This is a genomic window from Streptomyces sp. NPDC096205 (genome assembly GCF_044763135.1).
Taxonomy (GTDB): domain Bacteria; phylum Actinomycetota; class Actinomycetes; order Streptomycetales; family Streptomycetaceae; genus Streptomyces.
Map to the genome: position 1 here is coordinate 447,955 of NZ_JBIWFS010000006.1, position 24,617 is coordinate 472,571.

21 protein-coding genes and 1 tRNA gene are annotated in these 24,617 nt (G+C 71.0%); 7 read left to right on the forward strand and 15 right to left on the reverse strand.

Annotated elements, in window-relative coordinates:
- Positions 1 to 249 precede the first annotated feature (249 nt).
- Positions 250 to 1,044, forward strand: a complete 795-nt coding sequence (locus tag ACIQ6Y_RS24215) for a LuxR C-terminal-related transcriptional regulator (RefSeq protein WP_404042038.1) — start codon at positions 250 to 252, stop codon at positions 1,042 to 1,044.
- Here the strand turns inward: ACIQ6Y_RS24215 and tamR are convergent.
- Positions 1,003 to 1,500 (reverse strand): MarR family transcriptional regulator TamR, encoded by a 498-nt coding sequence (gene tamR, locus ACIQ6Y_RS24220; RefSeq protein WP_399647305.1) that lies wholly within the window; start codon positions 1,498 to 1,500, stop codon positions 1,003 to 1,005. The two genes, ACIQ6Y_RS24215 and tamR, sit on opposite strands and share 42 nt — an antisense overlap.
- An 89-nt stretch (positions 1,501 to 1,589) precedes the next feature.
- On the opposite strand from tamR, the gene ACIQ6Y_RS24225 reads away from it, so the two are divergent.
- Entirely contained in the window at positions 1,590 to 2,375 is a 786-nt protein-coding gene (locus ACIQ6Y_RS24225; RefSeq protein WP_404042039.1) for a trans-aconitate 2-methyltransferase, read from the forward strand.
- 114 nt (positions 2,376 to 2,489) lie between these two features.
- Here the strand turns inward: ACIQ6Y_RS24225 and ACIQ6Y_RS24230 are convergent, their stop codons facing one another.
- Positions 2,490 to 3,164, reverse strand: a complete 675-nt coding sequence (locus ACIQ6Y_RS24230; protein ID WP_404042040.1) for a TetR/AcrR family transcriptional regulator — start codon at positions 3,162 to 3,164, stop codon at positions 2,490 to 2,492.
- Entirely contained in the window at positions 3,161 to 4,165 is a 1,005-nt protein-coding gene (locus ACIQ6Y_RS24235) for an acyl-CoA desaturase (RefSeq protein ID WP_404042041.1), read from the reverse strand. Before ACIQ6Y_RS24235 ends, ACIQ6Y_RS24230 begins: the two co-directional genes overlap by 4 nt.
- A gap of 295 nt (positions 4,166 to 4,460) precedes the next feature.
- Here ACIQ6Y_RS24235 and ppc point away from each other — a divergent pair, with 295 nt between their 5' ends.
- Positions 4,461 to 7,190 (forward strand): phosphoenolpyruvate carboxylase, encoded by a 2,730-nt coding sequence (gene ppc, locus ACIQ6Y_RS24240; RefSeq protein ID WP_404042042.1) that lies wholly within the window; start codon positions 4,461 to 4,463, stop codon positions 7,188 to 7,190.
- Positions 7,191 to 7,255: 65 nt separating this feature from the next.
- On the opposite strand, the gene ACIQ6Y_RS24245 is transcribed toward ppc, so the two are convergent.
- The 7 genes from ACIQ6Y_RS24245 to ACIQ6Y_RS24275 all read right to left on the reverse strand — a co-directional run bounded on the left by ACIQ6Y_RS24245 (position 7,256) and on the right by ACIQ6Y_RS24275 (position 12,820).
- Positions 7,256 to 7,939: an LPXTG cell wall anchor domain-containing protein gene (locus tag ACIQ6Y_RS24245; protein WP_404042043.1), complete on the reverse strand. Its 684-nt coding sequence runs from the start codon at positions 7,937 to 7,939 to the stop codon at positions 7,256 to 7,258.
- Between the two features lie 134 nt (positions 7,940 to 8,073).
- Entirely contained in the window at positions 8,074 to 8,526 is a 453-nt protein-coding gene (locus ACIQ6Y_RS24250; RefSeq protein WP_404042044.1) for a hypothetical protein, read from the reverse strand.
- 54 nt (positions 8,527 to 8,580) lie between these two features.
- A complete protein-coding gene (gene pth / locus ACIQ6Y_RS24255; protein ID WP_404042045.1) occupies positions 8,581 to 9,183 on the reverse strand; it encodes an aminoacyl-tRNA hydrolase in 603 nt (200 codons plus the stop codon).
- Between the two features lie 84 nt (positions 9,184 to 9,267).
- A complete protein-coding gene (locus ACIQ6Y_RS24260; protein ID WP_404042046.1) occupies positions 9,268 to 9,864 on the reverse strand; it encodes a 50S ribosomal protein L25/general stress protein Ctc in 597 nt (198 codons plus the stop codon).
- 198 nt (positions 9,865 to 10,062) lie between these two features.
- The gene (locus tag ACIQ6Y_RS24265) at positions 10,063 to 11,043 is read right to left on the reverse strand and encodes a ribose-phosphate diphosphokinase (RefSeq protein ID WP_404042047.1); all 981 of its coding nucleotides are present in this window, start codon (positions 11,041 to 11,043) and stop codon (positions 10,063 to 10,065) included.
- A 133-nt stretch (positions 11,044 to 11,176) separates the two neighbouring features.
- The gene (gene glmU, locus ACIQ6Y_RS24270; RefSeq protein WP_404042048.1) at positions 11,177 to 12,622 is read right to left on the reverse strand and encodes a bifunctional UDP-N-acetylglucosamine diphosphorylase/glucosamine-1-phosphate N-acetyltransferase GlmU; all 1,446 of its coding nucleotides are present in this window, start codon (positions 12,620 to 12,622) and stop codon (positions 11,177 to 11,179) included.
- Positions 12,623 to 12,745: 123 nt separating this feature from the next.
- Positions 12,746 to 12,820, reverse strand: a tRNA-Gln gene (locus ACIQ6Y_RS24275).
- 269 nt (positions 12,821 to 13,089) lie between these two features.
- Between ACIQ6Y_RS24275 and ACIQ6Y_RS24280 the strand changes: the two genes are divergently transcribed.
- Positions 13,090 to 14,358 carry a sensor histidine kinase gene (locus ACIQ6Y_RS24280; RefSeq protein ID WP_404042049.1) on the forward strand — a complete coding sequence of 423 codons (1,269 nt, stop codon included), beginning with the start codon at positions 13,090 to 13,092 and terminating at the stop codon, positions 14,356 to 14,358.
- A gap of 10 nt (positions 14,359 to 14,368) precedes the next feature.
- Here the strand turns inward: ACIQ6Y_RS24280 and ACIQ6Y_RS24285 are convergent, their stop codons facing one another.
- Positions 14,369 to 14,863 carry an SUKH-3 domain-containing protein gene (locus ACIQ6Y_RS24285; protein WP_404042050.1) on the reverse strand — a complete coding sequence of 165 codons (495 nt, stop codon included), beginning with the start codon at positions 14,861 to 14,863 and terminating at the stop codon, positions 14,369 to 14,371.
- 39 nt (positions 14,864 to 14,902) lie between these two features.
- The gene (locus tag ACIQ6Y_RS24290; RefSeq protein ID WP_404042051.1) at positions 14,903 to 15,427 is read right to left on the reverse strand and encodes a YwqJ-related putative deaminase; all 525 of its coding nucleotides are present in this window, start codon (positions 15,425 to 15,427) and stop codon (positions 14,903 to 14,905) included.
- A gap of 308 nt (positions 15,428 to 15,735) precedes the next feature.
- Here ACIQ6Y_RS24290 and ACIQ6Y_RS24295 point away from each other — a divergent pair, with 308 nt between their 5' ends.
- The 3 genes from ACIQ6Y_RS24295 (at position 15,736) to ACIQ6Y_RS24305 (ending at position 20,570) form a co-directional block, all read left to right on the forward strand.
- Positions 15,736 to 16,731 (forward strand): SMI1/KNR4 family protein, encoded by a 996-nt coding sequence (locus tag ACIQ6Y_RS24295; RefSeq protein WP_404042052.1) that lies wholly within the window; start codon positions 15,736 to 15,738, stop codon positions 16,729 to 16,731.
- 8 nt (positions 16,732 to 16,739) lie between these two features.
- Positions 16,740 to 19,430: an SUKH-4 family immunity protein gene (locus ACIQ6Y_RS24300; protein WP_404042053.1), complete on the forward strand. Its 2,691-nt coding sequence runs from the start codon at positions 16,740 to 16,742 to the stop codon at positions 19,428 to 19,430.
- Positions 19,431 to 19,679: 249 nt separating this feature from the next.
- Positions 19,680 to 20,570, forward strand: a complete 891-nt coding sequence (locus ACIQ6Y_RS24305; protein ID WP_404042054.1) for a cellulose-binding protein — start codon at positions 19,680 to 19,682, stop codon at positions 20,568 to 20,570.
- A gap of 106 nt (positions 20,571 to 20,676) precedes the next feature.
- Here ACIQ6Y_RS24305 and ACIQ6Y_RS24310 read toward each other — a convergent pair whose 3' ends face one another.
- The 3 genes from ACIQ6Y_RS24310 to ACIQ6Y_RS24320 all read right to left on the reverse strand — a co-directional run bounded on the left by ACIQ6Y_RS24310 (position 20,677) and on the right by ACIQ6Y_RS24320 (position 24,390).
- Positions 20,677 to 22,284: a cation acetate symporter gene (locus ACIQ6Y_RS24310; protein WP_404042055.1), complete on the reverse strand. Its 1,608-nt coding sequence runs from the start codon at positions 22,282 to 22,284 to the stop codon at positions 20,677 to 20,679.
- On the reverse strand, positions 22,281 to 22,685 hold the full coding sequence (locus ACIQ6Y_RS24315) for a DUF485 domain-containing protein (RefSeq protein WP_404042056.1): 405 nt from the start codon (positions 22,683 to 22,685) through the stop codon (positions 22,281 to 22,283). Before ACIQ6Y_RS24315 ends, ACIQ6Y_RS24310 begins: the two co-directional genes overlap by 4 nt.
- A gap of 202 nt (positions 22,686 to 22,887) precedes the next feature.
- Positions 22,888 to 24,390 carry an MFS transporter gene (locus ACIQ6Y_RS24320; RefSeq protein WP_404042057.1) on the reverse strand — a complete coding sequence of 501 codons (1,503 nt, stop codon included), beginning with the start codon at positions 24,388 to 24,390 and terminating at the stop codon, positions 22,888 to 22,890.
- Between the last annotated feature and the right edge of the window lie 227 nt (positions 24,391 to 24,617).

Here is a 24,617-nt window from a genome sequence, read left to right on the forward strand (position 1 = left end):
GACGGCCAGTTCTGCAAATAGCCTTCCGCTCCCCGTCCCCGTCCGTACCCTGATGAACAAGCACCGGTGGGGGCCGGTGCCGCTCAGGGGGCGAGACAGTCGGGTACGACGCCCGAAGTGGGGGTAGCAGTTCCGCATGGCGGCGGCCGCGCGGTGGTTCACGCTCAGGGCGCCGCACCCACGCCTGACGTAGTTCTCCCGGCCTTGGGGTATCCCCTGCTCCTGAGGGAGCGCGGGGAAGGGGGTTTCGTGGTACGCATCCGAGTCCTGGTCGTCGACGACCACCGCATCTTCGCCGAGTCGCTCGCGGCCGCGCTGGCGGCCGAGCCCGACGTCGACGTCTCCGCGGCCGGCAGCGGTCCGGCCGCGCTGCGCTGCCTGGAGCGGGCGGCCGGCGAGGGGCGCCGCTTCGACGTGCTGCTCGTCGACGCAGACCTTGGCGGGGGTGTCCTCGGCGTACGGACCACGGTGCCCGTGCAGCCCGTCTCCTCCGTCGCGTCCCTGGCTCAGGGGGGCGAGGACGGCACCGTCGACGGGATCTCCCTGGTCGCCCAGGTGCGCACCACCCACCCCGGGGTGCGGACCGTGGTGCTCGCGGAGAAGGACGACCCGCGGCGCGCGGCGCTCGCGCTGCAGGCCGGGGCGTCCGGCTGGGTCGCCAAGGACTGCTCGCTGTCGCGGCTGCTGACCGTCATCCGGGGCGTGCTGCGTGACGAGACGCATCTGCCGCCCGCCCTGCTGACCGGGGTGCTGCGCGAGCTGACGGCGGCGCGCAAGCACCGCACCGAGAGCGAGCGCCTGGTGGAGTCCCTCACCCCGCGCGAGCGCGAGGTGCTGCGCTGCATGGTCGCCGGGCTCGGCCGCAAGGCCGTCGCCGAGCGGCTGTTCCTCTCCCCGCACACCGTCCGCACCCATATGCAGAACGTCCTCGGCAAGCTGGGTGTGCACTCGACGCTGGCGGCGGTGGCGCTGGCGCGCAGGGCCGGAGTGGGGCCCGTCGACCTAACCGGGGATGTTGTCGAACGGGGCGGTCAGCTGGCGTAGCAGGGCGGCCAGTTCACCGCGCTGGGCCCGGGAGAGCTCGGCGAGGATCGCCCGCTCCTGGTCAAGGAGGCCGGCCAGCGCCTGGTCGGCGCGGTCGCGGCCCTCCTCGGTGAGCCGTACCAGCACACCGCGCCGGTCGCTGGGGTCGGGCAGCCGCTCGACCAGGCCCTTCTTGGCGAGCCGGTCGATGCGGTTCGTCATCGTGCCGGAGGTGACCAGCGTCTGGGTCAGCAACTGCCCCGGTGAGAGCTGGTACGGCGTCCCCGCGCGCCTGAGCGCGGTCAGCACGTCGAACTCCCAGGGCTCCAGGCTGTGCTCCGAGAAGGCCAGCCGGCGCGCCCGGTCCAGATGCCGGGCCAGTCTGCTGACCCGGCTGAGCACCTCGAGCGGTTCCACGTCGAGGTCCGGGCGCTCCCGGCGCCACGCTGCGACCAGCCGATCGACCTCGTCCTCCATGACGATCAGTGTAGTGGTTGTGTCGATGTGAAGTCTCTTGATGTCGAGTCTCTTGACGTCAAGAGAGATTGCGCGGGAAGGTGGAAGACATGACGACACCGACCTGGGACCCCGCGCAGTACCTGCGCCATGCCGACCATCGCGCCCGCCCCTTCGCCGACCTGCTGGCCCGCGTCCCGGACCTTCCCTCGGCCCGGCCCCGCATCGCCGACCTCGGCTGCGGCCCCGGCAACGTCACGGCCCTGCTCGCCGACCGCTGGCCCACCGCGCACATCACCGGCCACGACAACTCCGTCGAGATGCTCGACCGCGCGCACGTGGAGCACGCGGGCGACAACATCGACTTCGCCTACGCCGACGTCCGCACCTGGACGCCCTCGGAGCCCTACGACCTGATCATCAGCAACGCCACCCTGCAATGGGTGCCGGGCCACACGGAGAGGTTCCCCGCCTGGATCACCGGCCTGCGCCCCGGTGGCACCCTCGCCTTCCAGGTCCCCGGCAACTTCGACGCCCCCAGCCACCGCCTGATGCGCACCCTCGCCGCCCGGCACGGCGTGGGGGACGTCCTCCGCCATGAAGACGCGGTCCTCACCCCCGCCGCCTACCTGTCCCGCCTGGCCGACCTCGGCTGCACAGTGGACGCCTGGGAGACGACGTACGTCCACGTCCTTCAGGGCGAGGACCCGGTCCTGGACTGGGTCAAGGGAACGGGCCTGCGCCCCATCCTGACGGCCCTGGCGGACGACCCCGAAGCCCGCGACGCCTTCGTACGCGACTACAGGCAGGCCCTGCGCGAGGCGTACCCGTCGACCCCCCACGGCACGGCGTTCGCGTTCCGCCGGGTGTTCGTGGTGGCGCGGAAGGAGGCCTGACGCCGCGGCGCGGCCAAGAGAGGCGCGGGGAACTGCGCGACAAGCCACGACGGCGCCGCAGTGGACGACGGCGGGGAACATCCGCGAAGAAGGCCCCCGCTGCCTGAAGCCCGTCTAACTCTTGCGGTGACCTATCAACCGCGGCTTCGGCTCCAGGCCGTCCAAGCCGTGCCACGCAAGGTTCACCAGATGTGCCGCCACCTCGGACTTCTTCGGGCGGCGGACCTCCAGCCACCACTGGCCCGTCAGGGCGACCATGCCGACGAGGGCCTGGGCGTAGAGGGGGGCCAGTTTCGGGTCGAAGCCCCGGGACTTGAACTCCTTGCCGAGGATGTCCTCCACCTGGGTGGCGATGTCGGAGATCAGCGAGGCGAAGGAACCCGTCGACTGGGGGATGGGGGAGTCGCGGACCAGGATGCGGAAGCCGTCCGTGTACTCCTCGATGTAGTCCAGGAGGGCGAACGCCGCCTGTTCCAGGAGTTCTCGCGGGTGGCCGGCCGTCAGGGAACCCGTGACCATGTCGAGCAGGCGGCGCATCTCGCGGTCCACCACGACCGCGTACAGCCCCTCCTTGCCGCCGAAGTGCTCGTACACCACCGGCTTGGACACCCCGGCCTTCGCCGCGATCTCCTCCACCGAGGTGCCCTCGAACCCCTTCGCCGCGAACAGGGTGCGGCCGATCTCCAGCAGCTGCTGGCGGCGCTCCGCTCCGGTCATCCGGGTACGGCGCGTCCGCCGCGGCTTGTCGTTGCTGGAAGTGCTGGAGTCGGTCGCCACGGCGTCAATCATGCCGCCTCGGCCGTCTCCTTCCGGCGCCGGGAACCGCCCTCCGCGGTGTCGCGACGCGAATCGATACGCGAGCGTGACGGCCAGCGCACGTCGTACGCCCAGCCCAGCTGCTCGAACCAGCGGATCAGCCGGGCACTGGAATCCAGCTGCCCGCGCATCACACCGTGCCGCGCCGACGTCGGGTCCGCGTGGTGCAGGTTGTGCCAGGACTCACCGCACGACAGCACGGCCAGCCACCACACGTTCCCCGAACGGTCCCGCGACTTGAACGGCCGCTTGCCCACCGCGTGACAGATCGAGTTGATCGACCAGGTCACATGGTGCAGCAGCGCCACACGCACCAGCGAGCCCCAGAAGAAGCCGGTGAACGCCCCCCACCACGACATCGTCACCAGACCGCCGATCAGCGCCGGCAGCGCCAGCGACAGCACCGTCCACAGCACGAACTGGCGCGAGATCGCCCGCAGCGCCGGGTCCTTGATCAGATCCGGCGCGTACTTCTCCTGAGACGTCTGCTCCTCGTCGAACATCCAGCCGATGTGCGCCCACCACAGGCCCTTCATCAGCGCGGGCACCGTCTCGCCGTACTTCCACGGCGAATGCGGGTCACCCTCCGCGTCGGAGAACTTGTGGTGCTTGCGGTGGTCGGCCACCCAGCGCACCAGCGGCCCCTCCACCGCCATCGACCCCGCGATCGCCAGCGCGATCTTCAATGGCCGCTTCGCCTTGAACGAACCGTGCGTGAAGTGGCGGTGGAAACCGATCGTGATGCCGTGGCAGCCGAGGTAGTAGAAGAAGACCAGCAGACCCAGGTCCAGCCAGCTCACCCCCCATCCCCACGCCAGAGGCACGGCGGCCAGCAGCGCGAGGAACGGCACGGCGATGAACAGCAGCAGCGTGATCTGCTCGATCGAACGCTTCTGCTCCCCGCCGAGCGTGGCGGAGGCCACCGTGTCCGAGGCCTCCGGGGCGTCTTCGATCACATCGGAGCTAGAGGTCATGGGCGTCCCCTGTGGGGTCGAGGGTTTTCGGGAGTGGACGCCGGGTGAGCGGAACCGGGGACCACTCCCTACGGTTCCGTAACCTACGGCGTCGTAAGTATGGCAGTGCGACGCCCGGCAGCAAGAGCCCCAGAGCCTGCGCGTCCGCATCGCCACCTATCCTTGGAACCGGTCGGACAGCGCGGTCCGCTCTGAATACTTCCCGGAGGCACCGCCCGTAATGCGGCACCCCGCCGCGCGCCGGTCCCCGGGTTCCCCTCCCGGACGAGCTTCAACACTGCAAGGAGCCGCACCTGTGAGCAGTGCCGACGACCAGACCACGACCAGCAGCGAGCTGCGCGCCGACATCCGCCGACTGGGCGACCTCCTCGGAGAGACGCTCGTCCGCCAGGAGGGCCCCGAGCTCCTCGAACTGGTCGAGAAGGTGCGCCGCCTCACCCGAGAGGACGGCGAGGCCGCCGCCGAGCTGCTGCGCGGCACAGAGCTGGAGACCGCCGCCAAGCTCGTACGCGCCTTCTCCACCTACTTCCACCTGGCCAACGTCACCGAACAGGTCCACCGAGGCCGCGAACTGCGCGCCCGCCGCGCAGCCGAGGGCGGACTGCTCTCCCGCACCGCCGACCGGCTCAAGGACGCCGACCCCGAGCACCTGCGCGAGACCGTCCGCCACCTCAACGTCCGCCCGGTCTTCACCGCCCACCCCACCGAGGCCGCACGCCGGTCGGTGCTCAACAAGCTCCGGCGCATCGCCGCGCTCCTGGAGACCCCGGTCATCGACTCCGACCGGCGCCGCCACGACACCCGTCTGGCCGAGAACATCGACCTCGTCTGGCAGACCGACGAACTGCGCGTCGTCCGCCCCGAGCCCTCCGACGAGGCCCGCAACGCGATCTACTACCTGGACGAGCTGCACGCCAACGCCGTGGGCGACGTCCTGGAGGACCTCACCGCCGAACTCGAACGTGTGGGCGTCACCCTCCCGGACGACACCCGCCCCCTCACCTTCGGCACCTGGATCGGCGGCGACCGCGACGGCAACCCCAACGTGACCCCCCAGGTCACCTGGGACGTCCTCATCCTCCAGCACGAACACGGCATCAACGACGCCCTGGACACCATCGACGAGCTGCGCGGCTTCCTGTCGAACTCCATCCGCTACACCGGCGCCACCGAGGAACTCCTCGAATCCCTCCAGGCCGACCTCGAACTGCTCCCCGAGATCAGCCCCCGCTACAAGCGCCTCAACGCCGAGGAGCCCTACCGGCTCAAGGCCACCTGCATCCGGCAGAAGCTGGAGAACACCAAGCAGCGCCTCGCCAAGGGCACCCCGCACGAGGCCGGCCGCGACTACCTCGGCACCGGCGAACTGCTCAAGGACCTCACCCTCCTGCAGACCTCGCTGCGCGAGCACCGCGGCGCCCTGTTCGCCGACGGCCGGATGAACCGCACCATCCGCACCCTCGCCGCCTTCGGCCTCCAGCTCGCCACCATGGACGTCCGCGAACACGCCGACGCCCACCACCACGCCCTCGGCCAGCTCTTCGACCGCCTCGGCGAGGAGTCCTGGCGCTACGCCGACATGCCCCGCGACTACCGCACCAAGCTCCTCGCCAAGGAGCTGCGCTCGCGCAGGCCGCTCGCCCCCAGCCCGGCGCCCGTCGACGCCGCCGGCGAGAAGACCCTCGGCGTCTTCCAGACGATCAAGAAGGCCCTGGAGGTGTTCGGACCCGAGGTCATCGAGTCGTACATCATCTCCATGTGCCAGGGCGCCGACGACGTCTTCGCCGCCACCGTCCTCGCCCGCGAGGCCGGCCTCCTCGACCTGCACGCCGGCTGGGCCAAGATCGGCATCGTGCCGCTCCTGGAGACCACCGACGAGCTCAAGGCCGCCGACACGATCCTGGAGGACATGCTCTCCGACCCGTCGTACCGCAGGCTCGTGGCCCTGCGCGGCGACGTCCAGGAGGTCATGCTCGGCTACTCCGACTCCTCCAAGTTCGGCGGCATCACCACCAGCCAGTGGGAGATCCACCGCGCCCAGCGCCGGCTGCGCGACGTCGCCCACCGCTACGGCGTGCGCCTGCGCCTCTTCCACGGCCGCGGCGGCACCGTCGGCCGCGGCGGCGGCCCCTCGCACGACGCGATCCTCGCCCAGCCCTGGGGCACCCTGGAGGGCGAGATCAAGGTCACCGAGCAGGGCGAGGTCATCTCCGACAAGTACCTCATCCCGTCCCTGGCCAGGGAGAACCTCGAACTGACCGTCGCGGCCACCCTCCAGGCGTCCGCCCTGCACACCGCGCCCCGCCAGTCCGACGAGGCCCTCGCCCGCTGGGACGCCGCGATGGACGTCGTCTCCGACGCCGCCCACGCCGCCTACCGCCGCCTGGTCGAGGACCCCGACCTGCCGACCTACTTCCTCGCCTCCACGCCGGTCGACCAGCTCGCCGACCTGCACCTGGGCTCGCGGCCCGCCCGCCGCCCCGGCTCGGGCGTCTCGCTCGACGGACTGCGCGCCATCCCGTGGGTGTTCGGCTGGACCCAGTCCCGGCAGATCGTCCCCGGCTGGTTCGGCGTCGGCTCCGGCCTCAAGGCCCTGCGCGAGGCCGGCCTGGACACCGTGCTGGAGGAGATGCACGAGCAGTGGCACTTCTTCCGCAACTTCATGTCCAACGTCGAGATGACCCTCGCGAAGACCGACCTGCGCATCGCCCAGCACTACGTCGACACCCTCGTCCCCGACCAGCTCAAGCACGTCTTCGACACCATCAAGGCCGAACACGAGCTGACCGTCGCCGAGGTCCTGCGCGTCACCGGTGAGAAGGAGCTCCTGGACCACCAGCCGGTCCTCAAGCAGACCTTCGCCATCCGCGACGCCTACCTCGACCCGATCAGCTACCTCCAGGTCGCCCTCCTCAAGCGCCAGCGCGACGCCGCCGAGGCCGGCGAGCAGCCCGACCCGCTGCTCTCCCGCGCCCTGCTGCTGACCGTCAACGGCGTGGCGGCCGGCCTGCGCAACACCGGCTGACAGCTACGACCGCATGACAAAGGGGCGGCCCCCTTCCAGGTGCCGCCCCTTTGTCATGTCTTACGTCAGCTCTGGCCGGCCTTGCGGCGGCGCAGGAACAGCAGACCGCCGCCGGCCGCCACCAGCGCGCCCGCGACACCCGACAGCAGACCCACCGGGGCACCGTTGCCGGTCTCGGCCAGGTCACCCGAGGCGTCGCCCTGCAGGGACGAGGACGGGGACGCACCAGGAGCCCCCTCCGACGAGCCGGACGAGCCGGACGGGCTCGGCGAGGCGGCCGGCGACTCGGAGGAACCCGCCGACTCCGACGGCGTGGCCGACGGCGACGTACCGCCGGAACCGCCCTCCTCGTCCTCGCAGTCCGTCCAGAAGACCTTGTGCTTGGCGGAGCCGTTCTCGCCGTCGAAGTTCCACCACAGCTTGTAGTGGCCGTCCGGCAGGGTCATGTCGTCCGAGCGGCCGTGACCCTCGGCGTCCAGGGTCAGGGTGCCGGACTTCACCGTCTCGCCCTTGTCGGAGCTCGGCGGGATGGCCTCGATGCGCCAGTCGATCTCCTGCGCGCCGTCGAACTTGAAGCCGTCCAGGTAGAACGAGCACACGTGCGGCTCGTTCTTCATCAGCTCCTCGCCGGTCGAGGCGTCGTGGATCTTCACGGTGCCGTTGTCGCCGTCGGCGTGAGCGGAAGGGGCCGCGAGCAGGGCGGCCACGGCGACAGCGCACACGGCGCCGACGCGGGGGAAGGTACGCATGGGCAGTCCATCTTCGAGAAGCGAACGGGAAGATGTGGAGGGGGCGGCTCAGCTTCCAGCCAAGCCCGTGACCAGGTCAATCACGAACAGGAAACGCTCGAAGTCTCCACACTCATGGAGAACGGCGAAAACCCTCAGACAGTCACGAACGCCGCGGTCAGCAGCGCGAAACCCGACCCCGCCAGCACCCACGCCGCCCGCGTCCGGCGCAGCCCGCCCGCCACGATCACCGACGCCAGCAGCAGGGCACCGCCCATCGGCACCCACGCGTACAGCACCCCGGCCGGACCCGACCGCACGGCACTGTCCTGCCCCGGCTTCACCACGACCGTGTACGTGCGGCCCTTCTCCACCGCCACCGTGTCCTCCACGGCGACACTCGCCCGCGCCACGGACCCCGGCGACAACGGCGTGTACGGCCCGGAACAGGACCGCTCACCACAGGCCGTCACCTCGACCGTGCCCCGCTCACGGCCCTTGGTCAGCATCACGTACTGGGCCGTCCCCCAAGAGGCCCACACACCTGCGATCAGGATCAGCGCCGTGACGACCCCCATGGCGACGACACGGCCGGCGGCAGAAAGCATGGCCGCGATCCTTGGCCATGCCCGCACGGACCGTCAACCGAGGTGACGGAGATGTCACGAGTTGTACGTGCCCTGCGCCCTCTCCAGCCCCTCGATCACCAGACACTCCACCGCGTCCGCCGCGCGGTCCACGAAGTAGTCCAGCTCCTTGCGCTCCGCCGAGGCGAAGTCCTTCAGCACGAAATCCGCGACCGGCATCCGCCCCGGAGGTCGCCCGATCCCGAACCGCACCCGGTGGTAGTCCGCACCGAACGCCTTCGTCATCGACTTCAGACCGTTGTGCCCGTTGTCCCCACCGCCCAGCTTCAGCCGCAGCGTCCCGTAATCGATGTCCAGCTCGTCATGCACCGCCACCACATGACCCACCGGCACCTTGTAGAAGTCCCGCAACGCGTTCACCGGCCCACCGGACAGATTCATGTACGACATCGGCTTCACCAGGATCACCCGCCGGTTCGACGGCCCCGGCGGCCCGATCCGCCCCTCCACGACCTGCGCCTGCGCCTTGCCGGCCCGCTTGAACTTCCCCCCCATCCGCTCGGCCAGCAGATCCGCCACCATGAACCCCACGTTGTGCCGGTTCATCGCGTACTCGGGTCCGGGATTGCCGAGCCCGGCGATCAGCCAGGGGGCACTCGGGTCGGTCGTCACGTCCATCTCTCCTCGATACGGGCCTGGAATGCGAGCCAGCCGCTGCCCCCGAAGGGAACAGCGGCTGACACAACGAAAGATCCTCGAGGATCAGGCCTCGGCGGCCTCTTCACCCTCGGCGGCCTCGCCCGCCGGGGCCTCCTCGGCCTGCGCGGCCAGGATCTGCAGGACGACGGTGTCGTCCTCGACGGCCAGCTTCACACCGTTCGGGAGCGCGATGTCCTTGGCCTGGATCGAGGCACCCGCCGCGAGACCCTCCACCGACACCGTGAGCTGCTCCGGGATGTGCGTGGCCTCGGCCTCGACCGGCAGCGCGTTCAGCACGTGCTCGAGCAGGTTGCCACCGGCGGCCAGCTCGCCCTCGGCGACGACCGGGATCTCGACCGTGACCGTCTCGCCGCGCTGGACCAGCTGCAGGTCGACGTGCTCCAGGTAACCCTTCAGCGGGTCACGCTGCACAGCCTTCGGGATCGCCAGCTCCTGGGACTTGCCGTCGATGTCCAGGGAGATCAGGACGTTCGGCGTACGCAGCGCCAGCAGCAGCTCGTGACCCGGCAGCGTCAGGTGCAGCGGGTCCGAACCGTGACCGTACAGAACACCGGGAACCTTGTTCTCACGGCGGATACGGCGGGCGGCACCCTTGCCGAACTCGGTGCGCGACTCGGCGGCGATCTTCACCTCGGACATGTTCACTCCTCGTAGATACATAGGAAACGGACGTGGTCACCCGGCCACGAACGGCCTGCTACGAAGAGCGCGTCGATAACGGACCGCCGTACACACGAGTACGGCCTCCCTCGCCGAGCAACTTCAGCAGTCTACTCGGAGAGGGAGGCCGTACCCAAAAGGATCACCAGGCCCCGCCAGGGGGGCCCTGCAGAACCCTTACTGCTCGTCGAACAGGCTCGTCACCGAACCATCCTCGAAGACCTCACGCACCGCGCTCGCGATCGTCGGAGCGATCGACAGCACCGTCAGCTTGTCCAGATCACGCGACAGCTCACCCGGCGTCGGCAGCGTGTTCGTGAACACGAACTCACTCACCCGCGAGTTCTTCAGCCGGTCCGCCGCCGGACCCGACAGCACACCGTGCGTGGCCGTCACGATGACATCCTCCGCACCGTGCGCGAACAGCGCGTCGGCCGCCGCACAGATCGTGCCACCCGTGTCGATCATGTCGTCCACCAGGACACACACACGACCCTCGACCTCACCGACCACCTCGTGGACGGTCACCTGGTTCGCCACGTCCTTGTCACGCCGCTTGTGCACGATCGCCAGCGGCGCACCCAGACGGTCGCACCAGCGGTCCGCCACCCGCACCCGGCCCGCATCCGGGGACACGACCGTCAGCTTCGCCCGGTCCACCTTCGCACCCACGTAGTCCGCCAGCAGCGGCAGCGCGAACAGGTGGTCCACCGGACCGTCGAAGAAGCCCTGGATCTGGTCCGTGTGCAGATCGACGGTGAGAATCCGGTCGGCACCCGCCGTCTTCATCAGATCCGCGATCAGACGCGCCGAGATCGGTTCACGACCACGGTGCTTCTTGTCCTGCCGCGCGTAACCGTAGAACGGCACGATCACCGTGATGGAACGAGCCGACGCACGCTTCAGCGCGTCGATCATGATCAGCTGCTCCATGATCCACTGGTTGATCGGAGCCGTGTGGCTCTGGATCACGAAGCAGTCCGCACCACGCGCCGACTCCTGGTAACGGACGTAGATCTCACCGTTGGCGAAGTCGAAGGCCTTCGTCGGGACAACCCCGACACCCAGCTGTTGGGCGACCTCCTCGGCAAGCTCGGGGTGGGCGCGGCCGGAGAAGAACATCATCTTCTTCTCGCCGGTCGTCTTGATCCCGGTCACAGCACTGTCTCCTCAGAGGTGTCGCAGCTGGGTGTCGAGAGACCTCGCCGCTGGGGCGCGGCAGGCCGTCTCAGCTGGTGGGTGGGGGTGTGCACTTATCACGGTACGCCGTGTTTGACGGACCTGTTTCCGGTCAGCCCTCGCCGCTCTCCTCGCGAGAGGCCACCTCGGCCGCCTTCGCGGCCGCACTGCCCGGACGCTTACGGGCCACCCAACCCTCGATATTCCGCTGCTGACCGCGGGCCACGGCCAGCGAACCGGGCGGCACATCCTTGGTGATGACCGACCCGGCAGCCGTGTAGGCACCGTCCCCGATCGTGACAGGCGCCACAAACATGTTGTCCGAACCGGTACGGCAGTGCGACCCGACGGTCGTGTGGTGCTTGTCCTGCCCGTCGTAGTTCACGAAGACGCTCGCGGCACCGATGTTCGTGAACTCACCGATCGTCGCGTCACCGACGTAGGAGAGGTGCGGGATCTTGGTGCCCTCGCCGATGGAGGCGTTCTTCGTCTCCACGTACGTACCGATCTTGCCCTTCGCGCCGAGACGCGTACCCGGACGCAGATAGGCGTACGGGCCCACGGACGCGTTCGGACCGACGACGGCCCCGTTGGACACGGTGTTGTCCACCCGCGCCCCCGGGCCCACCCGGGTGTCCAGCAGCCGGCTGTTGGGGCCGACCTCGGCGCCCTCGGCGATGTGCGTGGTGCCCTGGAGCTGCGTGCCCGGGTGCACGATCGCGTCCTGCTCGAAGGTGACGGTCACGTCGACCCAGGTCGTGGCCGGGTCGACGACGGTCACACCGGCGAGCATGGCCTCGGTCAGCAGCCGGTCGTTGAGGATGCGGCGGGCCTCGGCGAGCTGCACACGGTTGTTGATGCCGGCGATCTCACGGTGGTCGCCCGCGACGGAGGCCCCCACCCGGTGCCCGGCCTCGCGCAGGATGCCGAGGACGTCGGTGAGGTACTCCTCGCCCTGGCTGTTGTCGGTGCGCACCTGCTTCAGCGCCTCGGCGAGCAGCCGGCCGTCGAACGCGAACACTCCGGAGTTGATCTCCCGGATCGCACGGATCGTGTCGTCCGCGTCCTTGTGCTCCACGATGGCGGTCACGGCACCGGTCTCGTCCCGCACGATCCGGCCGTAGCCGGTCGCGTCCGGCATCTCGGCCGTCAGCACGGTGACGGCGTTGCCGTCGGTGGTGTGCGTCCCGGAGAGCGCCTTGAGGGTGGCGCCGGTGAGCAGCGGGGTGTCGCCGCACACGACGATGACCGTCCCGTCGACGACTCCGCCCAGCTCTTCGAGCCCCATCCGTACGGCGTGCCCGGTGCCGTTCTGCTCCGCCTGCACGGCGGTGCGTACCTCGGGCGCGACGCTGTTCAGGTGCGCGGTGACCTGCTCCCGGGCGTGCCCGACGACGACCACGAGGTTCTGCGGCTCCAGCTCACCGGCTGCGGCCAGCACATGGCCCACCAGACTGCGGCCACAGATCTCATGCAGGACCTTCGGTGTGGCCGACTTCATACGGGTGCCCTCACCCGCTGCGAGAACGACGACGGCTGCCGGGCGAATGGCGCTCACGGGATGCCCTTCGGCTGTTTGGGGGAGGGGTGGACATCCGCAGGATACCGGGGTGGGGGTGGGGGGACATGAGTGCGGGCCCTGACTGTGCTGTCAGGGCCCGCGCTGAGGTCTTGTGTGCTGTGGCTCCCCTGCCAGGACTCGAACCTGGAACAAATCATCCAAAGTGACCCGTGTTGCCGATTACACCACAGGGGAGTGTAAAGCCACCCGAAACGGACATTTGGTCAGTCCGCTGAGGTCGCGGCACCTACTATGCCGCACCATCAGCCTTCGATGCGACGGTAGAGCTCGGCTCACGTGCATACCGTCTGGGTGGAATGGAAGCTTCCGGGATCGAACGGAAGTGATTCGACAGTTCGAGGGATACCTGTCGGTTTCGCAGTTATTCGATTACGGAGTGTGGTGTAGGCCAGTCGTGGAAACTCGCCGGAAAAGCGAGGGTCGGCGCCCGTAGGCTGGAGGGCATGACCACGACGGGGGAAGAGCACGCCACGGTCCGGAAGGGGCCGTGGTGGTGGGTCAGATGGCGTAGTGCCCTGTTGGACGGAGGGCTCGCGTTCGCCTCCGCGGTGGAGTGCGGCGCGCGAGGGATTCCGTTCGCTCAGGACGCCGGGATTCCGGCGGTGGCGGGGGTGGTGTTCGGGGTCCTGGCCGGCTCCGTGCTGCTGTTCAGGCGGCGGTGGCCCATCGCTGTCGTGCTGGTGTCCATCGCGGTCGCGCCCGCGCAGATGGGCTATCTGATGGGCGTCGTAGGTCTCTACACGCTCGCCGCGTCCGAGCTGCCGCGCAGGATCATCGCCTCGCTGGCCGGGATGTCGCTGCTGGGGATGCTGGTGGTGGCGTTCGTGCAGGCGCGGGAGATGTCGGACGCCGATGTCGAGGCGGGCGAGTGGTTCGCTCCCTTCTTCGCGCTGACCATGTCCGTCGGGATGACCGCGCCGCCGTTGCTGCTGGGGATGTACGTCGGTGCGCGGCGCAGGCTGATGGAGAGCTTGCGGGAGCGGGCGGACAGCCTGGAGCGGGAGTTGCAGCTGCTCGCGGAGCGGGCGGAGGAGCGGGCGGAGTGGGCGCGTAATGAGGAGCGGACGCGGATCGCCCGGGAGATGCATGACGTCGTCGCGCATCGGGTGAGTCTGATGGTGGTGCATGCCGCTGCTCTGCAGGCCGTGGCCCGGAAGGATCCGGAGAAAGCTGTGCGGAATGCCGCGCTCGTGGGGGACATGGGGCGGCAGGCGCTGACGGAGCTGCGGGAGATGCTCGGGGTGCTGCGCAGCGGGGACGGTGTGCGACCGCGTGAGGTGCCGGTGGTGGCGGTTGCCGCCGTGGACGAGCAGCCGGTGTCGGAGGGGCCGTGTCTGGAGGATCTGGAGGAACTGGTCGGGCAGTCGGCTGCTGCGGGGATGGTGGTGGCGCTGTCGGTGGAGGGGACCGAGTGCGTGTATGCGCCGGAGATCGAGCAGACGGCGTATCGGGTGGTGCAGGAGGCGTTGACGAACGCGCACAAGCATGCGGCGGGTGCGAAGACGTATGTGCGGGTGGCGCATCGGGTGTCGGAGATCGCGATGCAGGTGGAGAACGAGCCGCCGCCGGAGGTGTCGTCGCCGGGTCTGCCGTCCGGGGGGAACGGGCTGGTGGGGATGAGGGAGCGGGTCCTCGCGTTGGGCGGGGTGTTCGTGTCGGGGCCGACGGAGGCGGGGGGCTTCCGGGTGTCGGCGGTGATTCCGGCGTCGTGACCCGGTGGGCTCAGCCCGCGGTGAGGCGCACGGGCTGTATGCCGGTGACGAGGGTCGTCAGCGCGTGGTCGATGTCGGGGCCGAGGTACCAGTCGCCGGTGTGGTCGAGGGCGTAGACGCGGCCTTCGGCGTCGATGGCGAGGAGTGCCTGGGTGTCGGTCTCGGTGCCGAGGGGGCTGACCTCGGTGTCGAGGGCGCGGCCGAGGTCGCCGAGGGTGCGGGCGAGGTGGAGGCCGTGCAGGGGGTCGAGGTGGAGCGCGGCGGGGGCGATCTGGCGGCCGGGGCCGTTGGGGGCGATGTGGAGGCCGCCGAATTCTGCCCACGCTTCGACGGCGGCGGGGAAGACGGCGTGGCGGTGGCCGGCGGGTGAGGTGTGTCCGCGCAGGGTGTCGGCCCAGGTCTCGGCCTGTTTGATGTCCCAGCGTCCGGGTTGCCAGCCGGCGGTGCGCAGGGCGGCGTCGACGGGGACGGAGAAGCGGGTGGTGGAGGCGCGGTCGGGGTGCATCTGCCCTTGGTATCGGTGTGTGGTTGCCGGGGTGGGTTTTTAGTCGGTGGCCGTGGCCGGGTCGACGATGCGTACGCCGAAGTGGGCGCTGAGGGCGGTGCAGGCGCGGCAGGGGGCGGCGAAGCTGCCGTGGAGGGGGTCGCCGTCCTCGCGGATGCGGCGGGCGGTGAGCTTGGCCTGTTTGAGGGCTTTGCGGGCTTCGCCGTTGGTCATGGGTTTGCGGGCGGCGCGTTTGCTGCGGGTGGCGTCGGCGGTGGTGAGGTGCCGGGAGATGAGGATGGTCTCGGCGCAGCGGCCGGTGAAGCGGTCGCGGCGGTCGCTGCCGAGGGTGTCGAGGAAGTCCTGGACGAGTGGGTGCAGCGGGGGTGGGGTGTCGCCGCGGGCGGCGGTGCCGGTGAGGGTGGCGCCGCGGACGGAGAGGGCGGCGGCGACGGTGGGGAGTATGCCGTCGCGGCGGTGGCGCAGGGTGGGGGCGGGGGGTGTGTCGGTGCTGCTCCACCCGATGCGGGGGTCGCCCGTGGTGGCTGTCTGTGGTCCCGTCTGCGTCGTGTTCATGATCGTCATCCCCTCCCGAGCATCCCCCCGAAGGGTCCAGACTGCCAAATGGCGTGGCTGGTGCGGAAGCTGGGGCGGTGCGACACGCCCGGGTTTGGGCGGGCTGTCACGGCGGGGTGACGGCTGGTCACGGAAGCGGAGCGCCGGTGACCGGTGGAGGCGTACCGCATAGGCTGTCGGCACCGCGTGAGGCGCGGTCGATGCGTTGGTGACAGCGGTCAGCGCGTTGGAGACAGTCGGATACGGGCCGTGGTGGGCTGAGTCGGCGCTGGGCCGGCGACTACGGGCCGTACAGAGTGCCGCAGGGGGCAACCGCCATGACGACAGGTCGGCTCGGGCAGCAAGCCGCGCCGCCGAACGCGGCCTACGCCGGGCAGGTCGTGCATTTCCCGGACCCGGTCCGGGCGTCTCGTCATCCCGCCGGGGTGCGGGTGGACGAGCGCGGCTACCCCGACTTCTCTCCTTATGCGCGTGCGGCTGCGGAGATCGCGGATCCGCCGGAGGGTTTCGGTGTGGACGAGCTGCGGTTGACGGACTATGTGTCGGCGAATGCCGCTTTGTCCGCGTCTGGTCATGCGTTGTGGGACACGGTGCCGGCGGTGGCGACGCCGCACGGCTGGACGTGGCATCACGTGGCGGGTACGCGGCGCGTGGAGCTGGTGCCGGTCGAGGTGAAGGCGTTGCTGCGGCATCACGGCGGTGTCGCGACGGCGGCGGTGGACCAGACCAAGCGGGGGACGCGGCCGTTGCAGGAGACGCGTCCGGCGCACTTCGGTCTGCCGAAGTCCGGGGTCGCGGTGTCGGAGCAGCAGGTGCAGCAGGTCGAGGAGGACCTCGGGTACCGGCTGCCGGGCGCGTACCGGTCGTTCCTGAAGGCCGCGGGCGGGTGTGCGCCGGTGGGGACCGCGCTGGACGCGGAGTTGGGGCTGCTGGTGGACCAGCCGTTCTTCACGGTGCGGGACGAGGCCGCGGTCAACGACCTGGTGTACGTGAACAAGTGTCTGCGCGACCATCTGACCAAGGACTATCTGGGTGTCGCCTTCGTGCAGGGCGGTCTGCTGGCGGTGAAGGTGAAGGGCGAGCGGATCGGTTCGGTGTGGTTCTGCGCGTACGACGACGCGCGGGATGTCGATCCCTCGTGGGCGCCCGCCGAGCGGGTGGAGCGGTTGTTGCTGCCGTGCGGTGAGGACTTCGATGTGTTCCTGTCCCGGCTGGCGGGTTCTCCGCCGGAGTTGGAGACGGTGGCGAATCTGATGGTGGACGGCGGTTTCGCGCGGGCCGTGCCTGTCGCCGCCGCGGCTGCGGGGGAGTGAGCTTCGCGATGGTGACCTTTGCGCAGGCGCAGGAGCGCGGCGAGGAGTGGATCAACGGGGACGTGCCGTCGTACCAGCATCGTGAGGTGCGGGTGCGGGAGTTCGGTCTCGGGTTCGTGGTGTGGGCGGAGGACCGTGCCGACGGGCCGCGGTCGGACGGTGGTGCGCAGCGGCTGGTGATCGCCCGGGACAGTGGTGAGGCCTCGCTGTGGCCCTCGCTGCCGGTGGGCGAGGTGATCCGCCGGTACGAGGAGGAGTACGGCGGGAGCGCGGATGCCGCCGCCGATGCGCCGGCGCCTGCCGCGGCGCGGGTGGACCTGAACCAGACGTCGTTCCTGCTGACTCCGCCGGAGTGGTTGCAGGAGGCGGCGGACCGGATGGGGGTTCCGGACCGGCGGGGCGAGGCGGCGGCGTCCGCTTCGGCTTCTCCTGCTTCCGGTGAGGGGGCTCCGCTGCCGGAGACCCAGGCGGGGGTTCCGCTGCCGGGGACCCAGGCCGGGGTGCCGGTGGGCGGGGCTTCTGCGCCCGGGAGTTCGCCGAGTGGGCCTCCACCGGGGGGTTCGCCGAGTGGGCCTCCGCCGGGGGCGACTCCTTGGGCGGGTACGGACACCAATGGTGCCGACGCGGGTGAGGATCGTTCCGTTCCGCTGCCGGAGACCGTGTTCGCGCCGCCGTTGAGCGTTGTCGACGACAACACTCCGCCGCCGGTGGCGCCGGAGGCCAAGACGGCGTTGATGTCGGGCGGCAGCCAGCTTCCGCCGACGGCGATCGCGCCGGCGCTGGGCGGGCCGGGTGCGCCGCAGGGGAGTACGCCTCCTCCGGGGGCGGGTGCGCCGAGCTACGGGTATCCGCAGGGTGCGCCGGCGGCTCCGGGTGCTCCGGGTACGCCTCCGCCGGGCGTGGGTGCTCCGGGTATGCCGGGTGTGCCGGGTACGCCTCCGCCGGGGGTCGGTGCTCCGGGTGCGCCGGTGTCGTCGCTCGCGCCGAACGCCGGGGACATCGCCGACGCCGCGACCAGCAAGGCCGCGCCGCCGCCGCGTCGGGCGCGTGGCGGTGCGACGCCGCCTCCGCCGCCGGGTGCGCCCGGTGCGCCGGGTGCGCGGCCGGGGAGCACGCCGCCGCCCGCGCCTCAGGGGAGTACGCCTCCTCCGGCGCCGGGTGCGGGTGCGTACGTACCGACGCAGTTGGTGTCGGCGCTGGGCCCCGACGGGCTTCAGCCGCCGGGTGCTCCGGGTGCGCCGCAGCCTCCGGGCGCCCCCAAGCCGCCGAACGCGCCGGGTGGCACGCCCCCGGGCGGGGTGCATCACGCCGCGACGATGCTGGCCGACCCGAGCATGGGCGGTAGGGGCGGGATCGCGCCGCAGCCTCCGGGCGCTCCGGGCATGCCGGGGGCGCCTCAGCCTCCTGGCGCTCCTGGCGCTCCGGGTATGCCGGGTGCGCCGCAGCCTCCTGGCGCCCCGGGTATGCCCGGTGCTCCGGGTGCGCCTCAGCCGCCCGGTGCCCCTGGTGCGCAGGGTTCTCTGGGCGGCGCGCAGGGCGCCGTGCACCACGCCGAGACCATGCTGGCCGCGCCGCCGGTGGGTGGCCCGGGTGCGCCGCCTCCGCCTCCGCCGCCGGCTCCCGGTATGCCGGGAGCACCTCAGCCTCCCGGTGCCCCGGGTATGCCGGGTGCCCCGGGTACGCCGCCGCCGGCGTACGGCTACCCGCAGCAGCCGCCCACGGGCCTGCCGACGGTCGGCCCGGGCTACCAGGCGGTGCTGCGCTACCGGGCGCAGGACGGTTCGGAGCAGCAGCTGATCCGGCGTTCGGCGCCGGGTACGCCGCATCCGGAGTGGCAGATCTTCCATGAGCTGCGGGCGATGAACGTGCCGCCGGACCAGGTGCTGGAGCTGCACACGGAGCTGGAGTCGTGTGAGCTGCCGGGTGCGTACTGCGCGCGGATGATCCGGGAGCAGTGGCCGCAGGCGCGGATCACGAGCATCGCGCCGTACGGCACGGATCACGCGAGCCGGCAGCAGGGCATGCAGCAGTTGCTGGCGCATCAGGGTGAGCTGCACCAGGTGGCGGACGGGCCCGCGCGGCCGGCGCCGGTGCGGGCGCCGTTGCCGCCGGTGCAGCCGGTTCAGCCGGTTCCGCCGGAGGCGGTGGGGCAGGAGCTGGCCGCGGCGTTCGGGCCGGGGGTGTTCCGGTTCGAGCAGGCGGCGGTGTCCCGGCAGGGCGTGCCGCCGGTCGTGGCGCACACGCTGGTCGTGGCGGGGCTTCCGGTGGACATGGGGCCGTTCTTCTGGGCGCAGGCCCAGCCGGGGCGGCCGGTGCCGACGCTGGCGGAGCTGGCCGCGGAGCGGGGTGTGCAGCCGGCCGCGGACGCGGGGTCGTACCTCGTCATGGGTACCGACTTCGGCAAGGCCCTCTGTGTGCAGTACGGGACGGCGAACATCGTCGCGGTGCCGGTGGAGGCCGGGCCCGGTGGGGCGCCGGTGCCGCCGCAGTTCGTGAACTCCGGGCTGCCGGAGTTCGTACGCTGCCTGGCGCTGCTGGGCCGGATGTGGCGGCTGCGGTTCGGGCTGAACCAGGAGCAGGCGGGCCGTTGGACCGTCGACTTCCAGGCGCAGCTCGCGGCGCTGGACCCGGCGGCGCTGGGGTCGCCGGAGAGCTGGTGGTCGGTGCTGCTGGAGCAGATGTGGGACGGCTTGTTGTGACGCCTCGTCCCTGAGGGGAGAGCCGCGCCGCACGCGCGCGTGGAGGGGCCGGGCCTGGTCGCTGGACGACCGGGGCCGGCCCCTTCTGCTTGCTTCAGTAACCTTTGCGCGGAGTGTCGCGTTATGAACACTTCCGTCTGATCCATCAAGATGTGCGCGAAATCGAAATGCGACAGCAGAAAAGCGACAGCAGTCGATCGAACTCGTTCGTACGTCGTTTCGTGCGGGTCGGCGGAGAGGGGTTCCACGATGAGCAGCGCATCGGTGTCACCGCATGGCTTCCTGGCCGTCCGGGGGCGCGGCTACCGCCCCGAAGAGGTGGAGGACTTCACGGCCGAGCTCTGCCGGGACCGGGACGCGGCCTGGGAGCGGGCCGCCCGGCTCACGGTGCTCGCCAAGGAGATGGAGGCCGAGCTGGAGGAGTTGCGCGAGACGGTCGCGGGGCTCGCGCCGCAGACGTACGACTCGCTGGGGGAGCGCGCACAGCGCATTTTCCAGCTCGGGCTCGAAGAGGCGGCGGCTGTGCGCGAGCGCGCGCGGCACGACGCGCACGAGCAGGTCGCGCAGGCCGAGGAGCACGCCCAGCGCGTACGCCAGGAGGCGCAGGAGGAGGCCGACGCTCTGCGTGCGGACGCCGAGGAACGGGCCCGTCAGAAGGTGCTCGCGGCGCGCGCCGAGGCGGACGACATCCGCGTCACCACCCGGCGTGAGGTCAAGGATCGCCGCGTGGAGGCGCTCGACGCCCTGCGGGAGATGCGCCGGCGTACCTCCGGCGTGCTCGACGACCAGCAGAAGGACCTCGCCGAGCGGTGGGCTGCCGTCGAGCGGGAGACCGAGGCCCGTGCGGCGGCCCTCGACTCCCGCCACGCCCAGCTCGTCGTGCGCGCCGAGGCCGCCCTGGCGGACGCCGAGCAGGCCTTCGCCGAGGCCGAGGAGTCCGCCCGCCGCCGTCAGGAGGAGGCATGCGCGCGTGCCGCCGAACTCCTCGCGGAGGCCCGCCTGCACGAGGACCGCGTCGCCCGCGAGACCGAGCGCGTCCTGCGGGAACACGGCGAGCGCTGGGACGACGTACACGCCCATATGGACCATGTCCGCAGCAGCCTCGCCGCCCTGACGGCCGGCCGCCTGGCGACCGAGTGACGCATGGCGCCGTCGGGCTTGAAGAGGCGCGGGGAACTGCGCGAGCGGCCACAACGGACCCGCAGCCCGCGAACGGTCCGTCACCACCCTCCACAGACGGCGACCTTCACCACTTCCTGGTCGCTCCCGCCAGGATCCACGCCTCGACCGCCTCGTACCGCCGACGATGCTCCGCCCCCGCCCGACCGCCGGAGGCCACCGTGCCGAGCCAGCCGAAGGCGAAGCCGAGGGGGATGGTGGCGAGGCCGGTGGTGGTGAAGGGGAAGAAGTTGAAGTCGGCTTCGGGGAAGGCGGAGTGGGGGGAGCCGGAGACGAGGTTGGTGCCGGGCATCAGGAGCAGGACGGAGAGGGTGCCGCCGATGAGGGTGGCGAGCAGGCCGGTGCGGGTGTAGCGGCGCCAGAAGAGGCTGTAGACCAGGGCGGGCGCGAGGGCGGAGGCGCCGACGCAGAAGGAGAACGTCACCAGCGGCTGCAGGCTGCGGTGCTGGGCGAGGGTCGCCAGCAGGACGGCCGGGATGCCGACGGCGAGGGCGGAGATGCGGGCGAGTGCCATCTCGTGGCGGCCGGACAGCTCGCGCAGGCGGGTGGCGAAGACGTCGTGGGCGAGGGAGTTGGCGCAGGCGAGGATCATCCCGGCGACGGAGGCGAGCAGCGTCAGGAAGACGGCGGCGGTGACGGTGGTGAACAGGAAGGTCTCCGCCGTGGACATGCCGGCGCCGAACGCCGCGCGGGAGCCGAGCAGATAGGCGGAGTTGCCCTGCGGGTCGGCCTGGACGACGGCGGCCCGTCCGACCAGAGCGGTCGCCCCGACGCCGACGACGGTGATGATCAGCACGAACAGGGCCGTGGTCGACACCGCCCAGGACATCGAGCGGCGCACCTGGCGGGCGCTGGAGGCGGTGTACATGCGCATGGTGACGTGGGGGAGGCAGGCGCCGCCGAGGACGACCGCCAACTGGGTGCTGATCATGTCGAGTTCGGGTGCGGGGCCGTCCGCGAACCACAGTCCGGAGCTGAGGAAGGCGTCGCCCTCGCCGCTCTGCCGGGCGGCCGCGCCGAACAGCGCTCCGGGGTCCCAGTCGAAGCGGTTCAGCAGCAGGGCGGCGACGACGGCGCCGGAGCCGAGCAGCATGACCATCTTCAGCATCTGGATCAGGGCGGTGCCCTTCATGCCGCCGATGGCGGCGTAGCTGATCATCAGGGCGCCGAGGCCGATGATGCAGCCGGTCTGCACGGACTCGCCGGAGAAGCCGAGGATGAAGGACAGCAGTTGGCCGGCGCCGGCGAGCTGGACGAGCATCATCGGCAGCAGGGCGGCGAGTGTCACCAGGCAGGCGGTGATGCGTACCGAACGGCCCGGCATACGGCGGGCGAAGGCGTCGCCCATGGTGAACCGGCCCGCGTTGCGCAGGGGTTCGGCCAGCAGGAACATCAGCAGCATCAGCGACAGGGCGGTGCTCAGGGCGAGGACGATGCCGTCGTAGCCGTAGATGGCGATGACGCCGCCGGTGCCCAGCACGGTCGCGGCGGAGATGTAGTCGCCGGCGATGGCCATGCCGTTGCGCAGGGGGGACAGGGAGTTGTAGCCGGTGTAGAACTCGTCGAGGTCGTCCCGGTCGGGGCCGGTCATCACGCACAGCAGCAGCGTGACGGTGGCTATGGCGGTGAACGCCAGCAGGGACAGGGTCTGGGAGTCGTCGCTGAGGCCGTTCATCGGCGGGCCTCCCGCTTGGCGTCCAGCCGGGCCTGCTCGCGGATGCGGTCGGCGATCGGGTCGACGTGGCGGCGGGCCGTGTACTCGTACAGGGTGATCGCCAGCCAGGTGACGGGGAGTTGGACGAGTGCGAGGAGCAGGCCGACGGGCAGTCCGTCGGCGGCGGTGCCGGTCATGAAGCCGGGGGCGAACGCCGACATGAGCAGGAACAGGACGAAGTAGCCGAGCGCGGTGAGCGTGGCGGTGCGGCGCTGCCAGCGGTACGCGCCGCGCAGGACGCGCAGGTCGCTGTGGTGCCCGAGCGGGGCGTGCATCTGGGCGGGTGGAGCGGGGGGTTCGGGTACGGGTGCGGGTTGCCAGGGGTAGGTGGGATACGCCTGTGGGGACGGGTCGTAGGACATCCCGGGGCTCCTCGCGCGGCTCGGGTCCGCGGCGGCGGACCGCAGGGAGTGGGGGGTGCGGGGGCACGCACGTTACTCGCCGGGAACATGATCCGCACGGGTTTCGGCAAACCTTCTGGTCGGTAACCGTTTGCCATGCTGACCTGCGGTGTTACCCGCGTTAACTCGGACTTTTGACAGCCCGGGGCCCCTTTGACGCCCCTCAGTCCGCGGGGAGTACGGGAAACCGCCGGGGAGCCACGCACAGCAGGACCACGAACGCCAGCGCCGCCGCGCTCGCCGCGCCGAGATAGACGGCGTGGACGGCGTCGGCGATGGCGTGCCGGGCGGACTCGGGGGCGGGGCCGGCGTCGAGGGCGCGGGTGAGGGAGTCGAGGTCGCCGGCGCCGCCGAGGCGGGCGGCGAGGACACCGTTGGCGACGGCCCCGAAGACAGCGGCTCCGACGGTCTGCCCGGTCTGGCGGCAGAACAGGACGGAGGCGGTGGTGGTGCCGCGCTCGGACCAGCCGACCGTGGACTGCACGCCGACGATGAGCGGCAGTTGGAAGAAGCCGAGGGCGGCGCCGAGCAGCAGCATCAGCAGGGCGGGCTGCCAGGCCTCGCCCGGGTACGGCAGAAAGGGGAAGGCGAACAGGATCAGCGCGGCGGTCCCGATGCCGAGCAGAGCGGTGTCGCGGAAGCCGATGCGCCGGTAGAGGTGCTGGCTGTGGGCGGCGGCTATGGGCCAGCTCAGGGTCCAGACGCACAGCACGAACCCGGCCGCGACCGGTCCGAGGCCGAGCACCGACTGGGCGTACGTCGGCAGGAACACGGTCGGCGCCACCATCAGCAGGCCCAGTGCGCCGAGGGCGAGGTTGACCGCGGCGATGGTGCGCCGGCGCCACACCCAGCCCGGGATGATCGGCTCGGCGGCCCGGCGCTCGACGACCACGACCACGGCGGCCAGCACCAACCCCGCCGCGAACAGGCCCAGCGACGGCGCCGACAGCCACGGCCAGGCCACCCCGCCCTGCACCAGCGCGGTCAGCAGCACGCCGCCGCACGCGAACACGGCAAGGGCGCCCGCCCAGTCGACCCGCGCGCGTGCCGCGTTCTTCCGCGCGGGCTCGTGCAGATGACGGACGATCAGCCACAGCGCGAGCGCGCCGATCGGCAGGTTGACCAGGAAGATCCAGCGCCAGTCGGCGTAGCCGGCGAGGACACCGCCCACGGCCGGCCCCGCGACGGCCGACAGAGCCCACACGGTGGACAGCTTGGCCTGGATCTTCGGGCGTTCCTCCAGCGGATACAGGTCGGCGGCGAGCGTCTGCACGGTTCCTTGCAGCGCCCCGCCGCCCAGGCCCTGGACGATGCGGAAGGCGATGAGCGCGGCCATGTTCCAGGCGAGGGCGCACAGCAGCGAGCCCAGCAGGAACACACAGGCCCCGGCGACGAGGACGGGCTTGCGGCCGAAGGTGTCGGAGAGCTTGCCGTACACGGGGAGGGTGACCGTCACGGCGAGCAGATAGCCGGAGAACAGCCAGGAGAAGACGGAGAAACCGCCGAGGTCGCCGACGATCTGCGGGACGGCGGTGGAGACGATCGTGGAGTCGAGGGCGGCCAGCGCCATCGACAGCATCAGCGCGGCGACGACGGGCCCGCGCCGTCGTGGTGCGGTGTCCTGGCGCGCGCTGTCCTCGGCCGCTGTCGGTCTGGTGCTGCCCACGTGTCGGTCCTCCCCGTTCGCTGGTCGTTGCCCCTTGCACCCATCCGCTGCCGGACAGCTTCCCACTTGAGCCTGACGTGGCGGGAGGGTGGAACCTGGGTGGGCCCGAGGAGGTAGCGGACCCCGAGAGGATCTCCGCCCGCCGGTGGACTCCCCTAGGGGTACCTCCGTACTTCGGCTCGGGGAGCGTTCGTACCGCCGTAGGACGAGATGGCGGCGGGCCGTTC

Bases quoted from the DNA above. Each gene is read 5' to 3' on its own strand.
- tamR (WP_399647305.1), bottom strand. From the start codon at position 1,500: ATGGAGGACGAGGTCGATCGGCTGGTCGCAGCGTGGCGCCGGGAGCGC.
- ACIQ6Y_RS24225 (WP_404042039.1), top strand. From the start codon at position 1,590: ATGACGACACCGACCTGGGACCCCGCGCAGTACCTGCGCCATGCCGAC.
- ACIQ6Y_RS24230 (WP_404042040.1), bottom strand. From the start codon at position 3,164: ATGATTGACGCCGTGGCGACCGACTCCAGCACTTCCAGCAACGACAAG.
- ACIQ6Y_RS24235 (WP_404042041.1), bottom strand. From the start codon at position 4,165: ATGACCTCTAGCTCCGATGTGATCGAAGACGCCCCGGAGGCCTCGGAC.
- ACIQ6Y_RS24245 (WP_404042043.1), bottom strand. From the start codon at position 7,939: ATGCGTACCTTCCCCCGCGTCGGCGCCGTGTGCGCTGTCGCCGTGGCC.
- ACIQ6Y_RS24250 (WP_404042044.1), bottom strand. From the start codon at position 8,526: ATGCTTTCTGCCGCCGGCCGTGTCGTCGCCATGGGGGTCGTCACGGCG.
- pth (WP_404042045.1), bottom strand. From the start codon at position 9,183: ATGGACGTGACGACCGACCCGAGTGCCCCCTGGCTGATCGCCGGGCTC.
- ACIQ6Y_RS24260 (WP_404042046.1), bottom strand. From the start codon at position 9,864: ATGTCCGAGGTGAAGATCGCCGCCGAGTCGCGCACCGAGTTCGGCAAG.
- ACIQ6Y_RS24280 (WP_404042049.1), top strand. From the start codon at position 13,090: ATGACCACGACGGGGGAAGAGCACGCCACGGTCCGGAAGGGGCCGTGG.
- ACIQ6Y_RS24285 (WP_404042050.1), bottom strand. From the start codon at position 14,863: ATGCACCCCGACCGCGCCTCCACCACCCGCTTCTCCGTCCCCGTCGAC.
- ACIQ6Y_RS24290 (WP_404042051.1), bottom strand. From the start codon at position 15,427: ATGACGATCATGAACACGACGCAGACGGGACCACAGACAGCCACCACG.
- ACIQ6Y_RS24295 (WP_404042052.1), top strand. From the start codon at position 15,736: ATGACGACAGGTCGGCTCGGGCAGCAAGCCGCGCCGCCGAACGCGGCC.
- ACIQ6Y_RS24300 (WP_404042053.1), top strand. From the start codon at position 16,740: ATGGTGACCTTTGCGCAGGCGCAGGAGCGCGGCGAGGAGTGGATCAAC.
- ACIQ6Y_RS24305 (WP_404042054.1), top strand. From the start codon at position 19,680: ATGAGCAGCGCATCGGTGTCACCGCATGGCTTCCTGGCCGTCCGGGGG.
- ACIQ6Y_RS24310 (WP_404042055.1), bottom strand. From the start codon at position 22,284: ATGAACGGCCTCAGCGACGACTCCCAGACCCTGTCCCTGCTGGCGTTC.
- ACIQ6Y_RS24315 (WP_404042056.1), bottom strand. From the start codon at position 22,685: ATGTCCTACGACCCGTCCCCACAGGCGTATCCCACCTACCCCTGGCAA.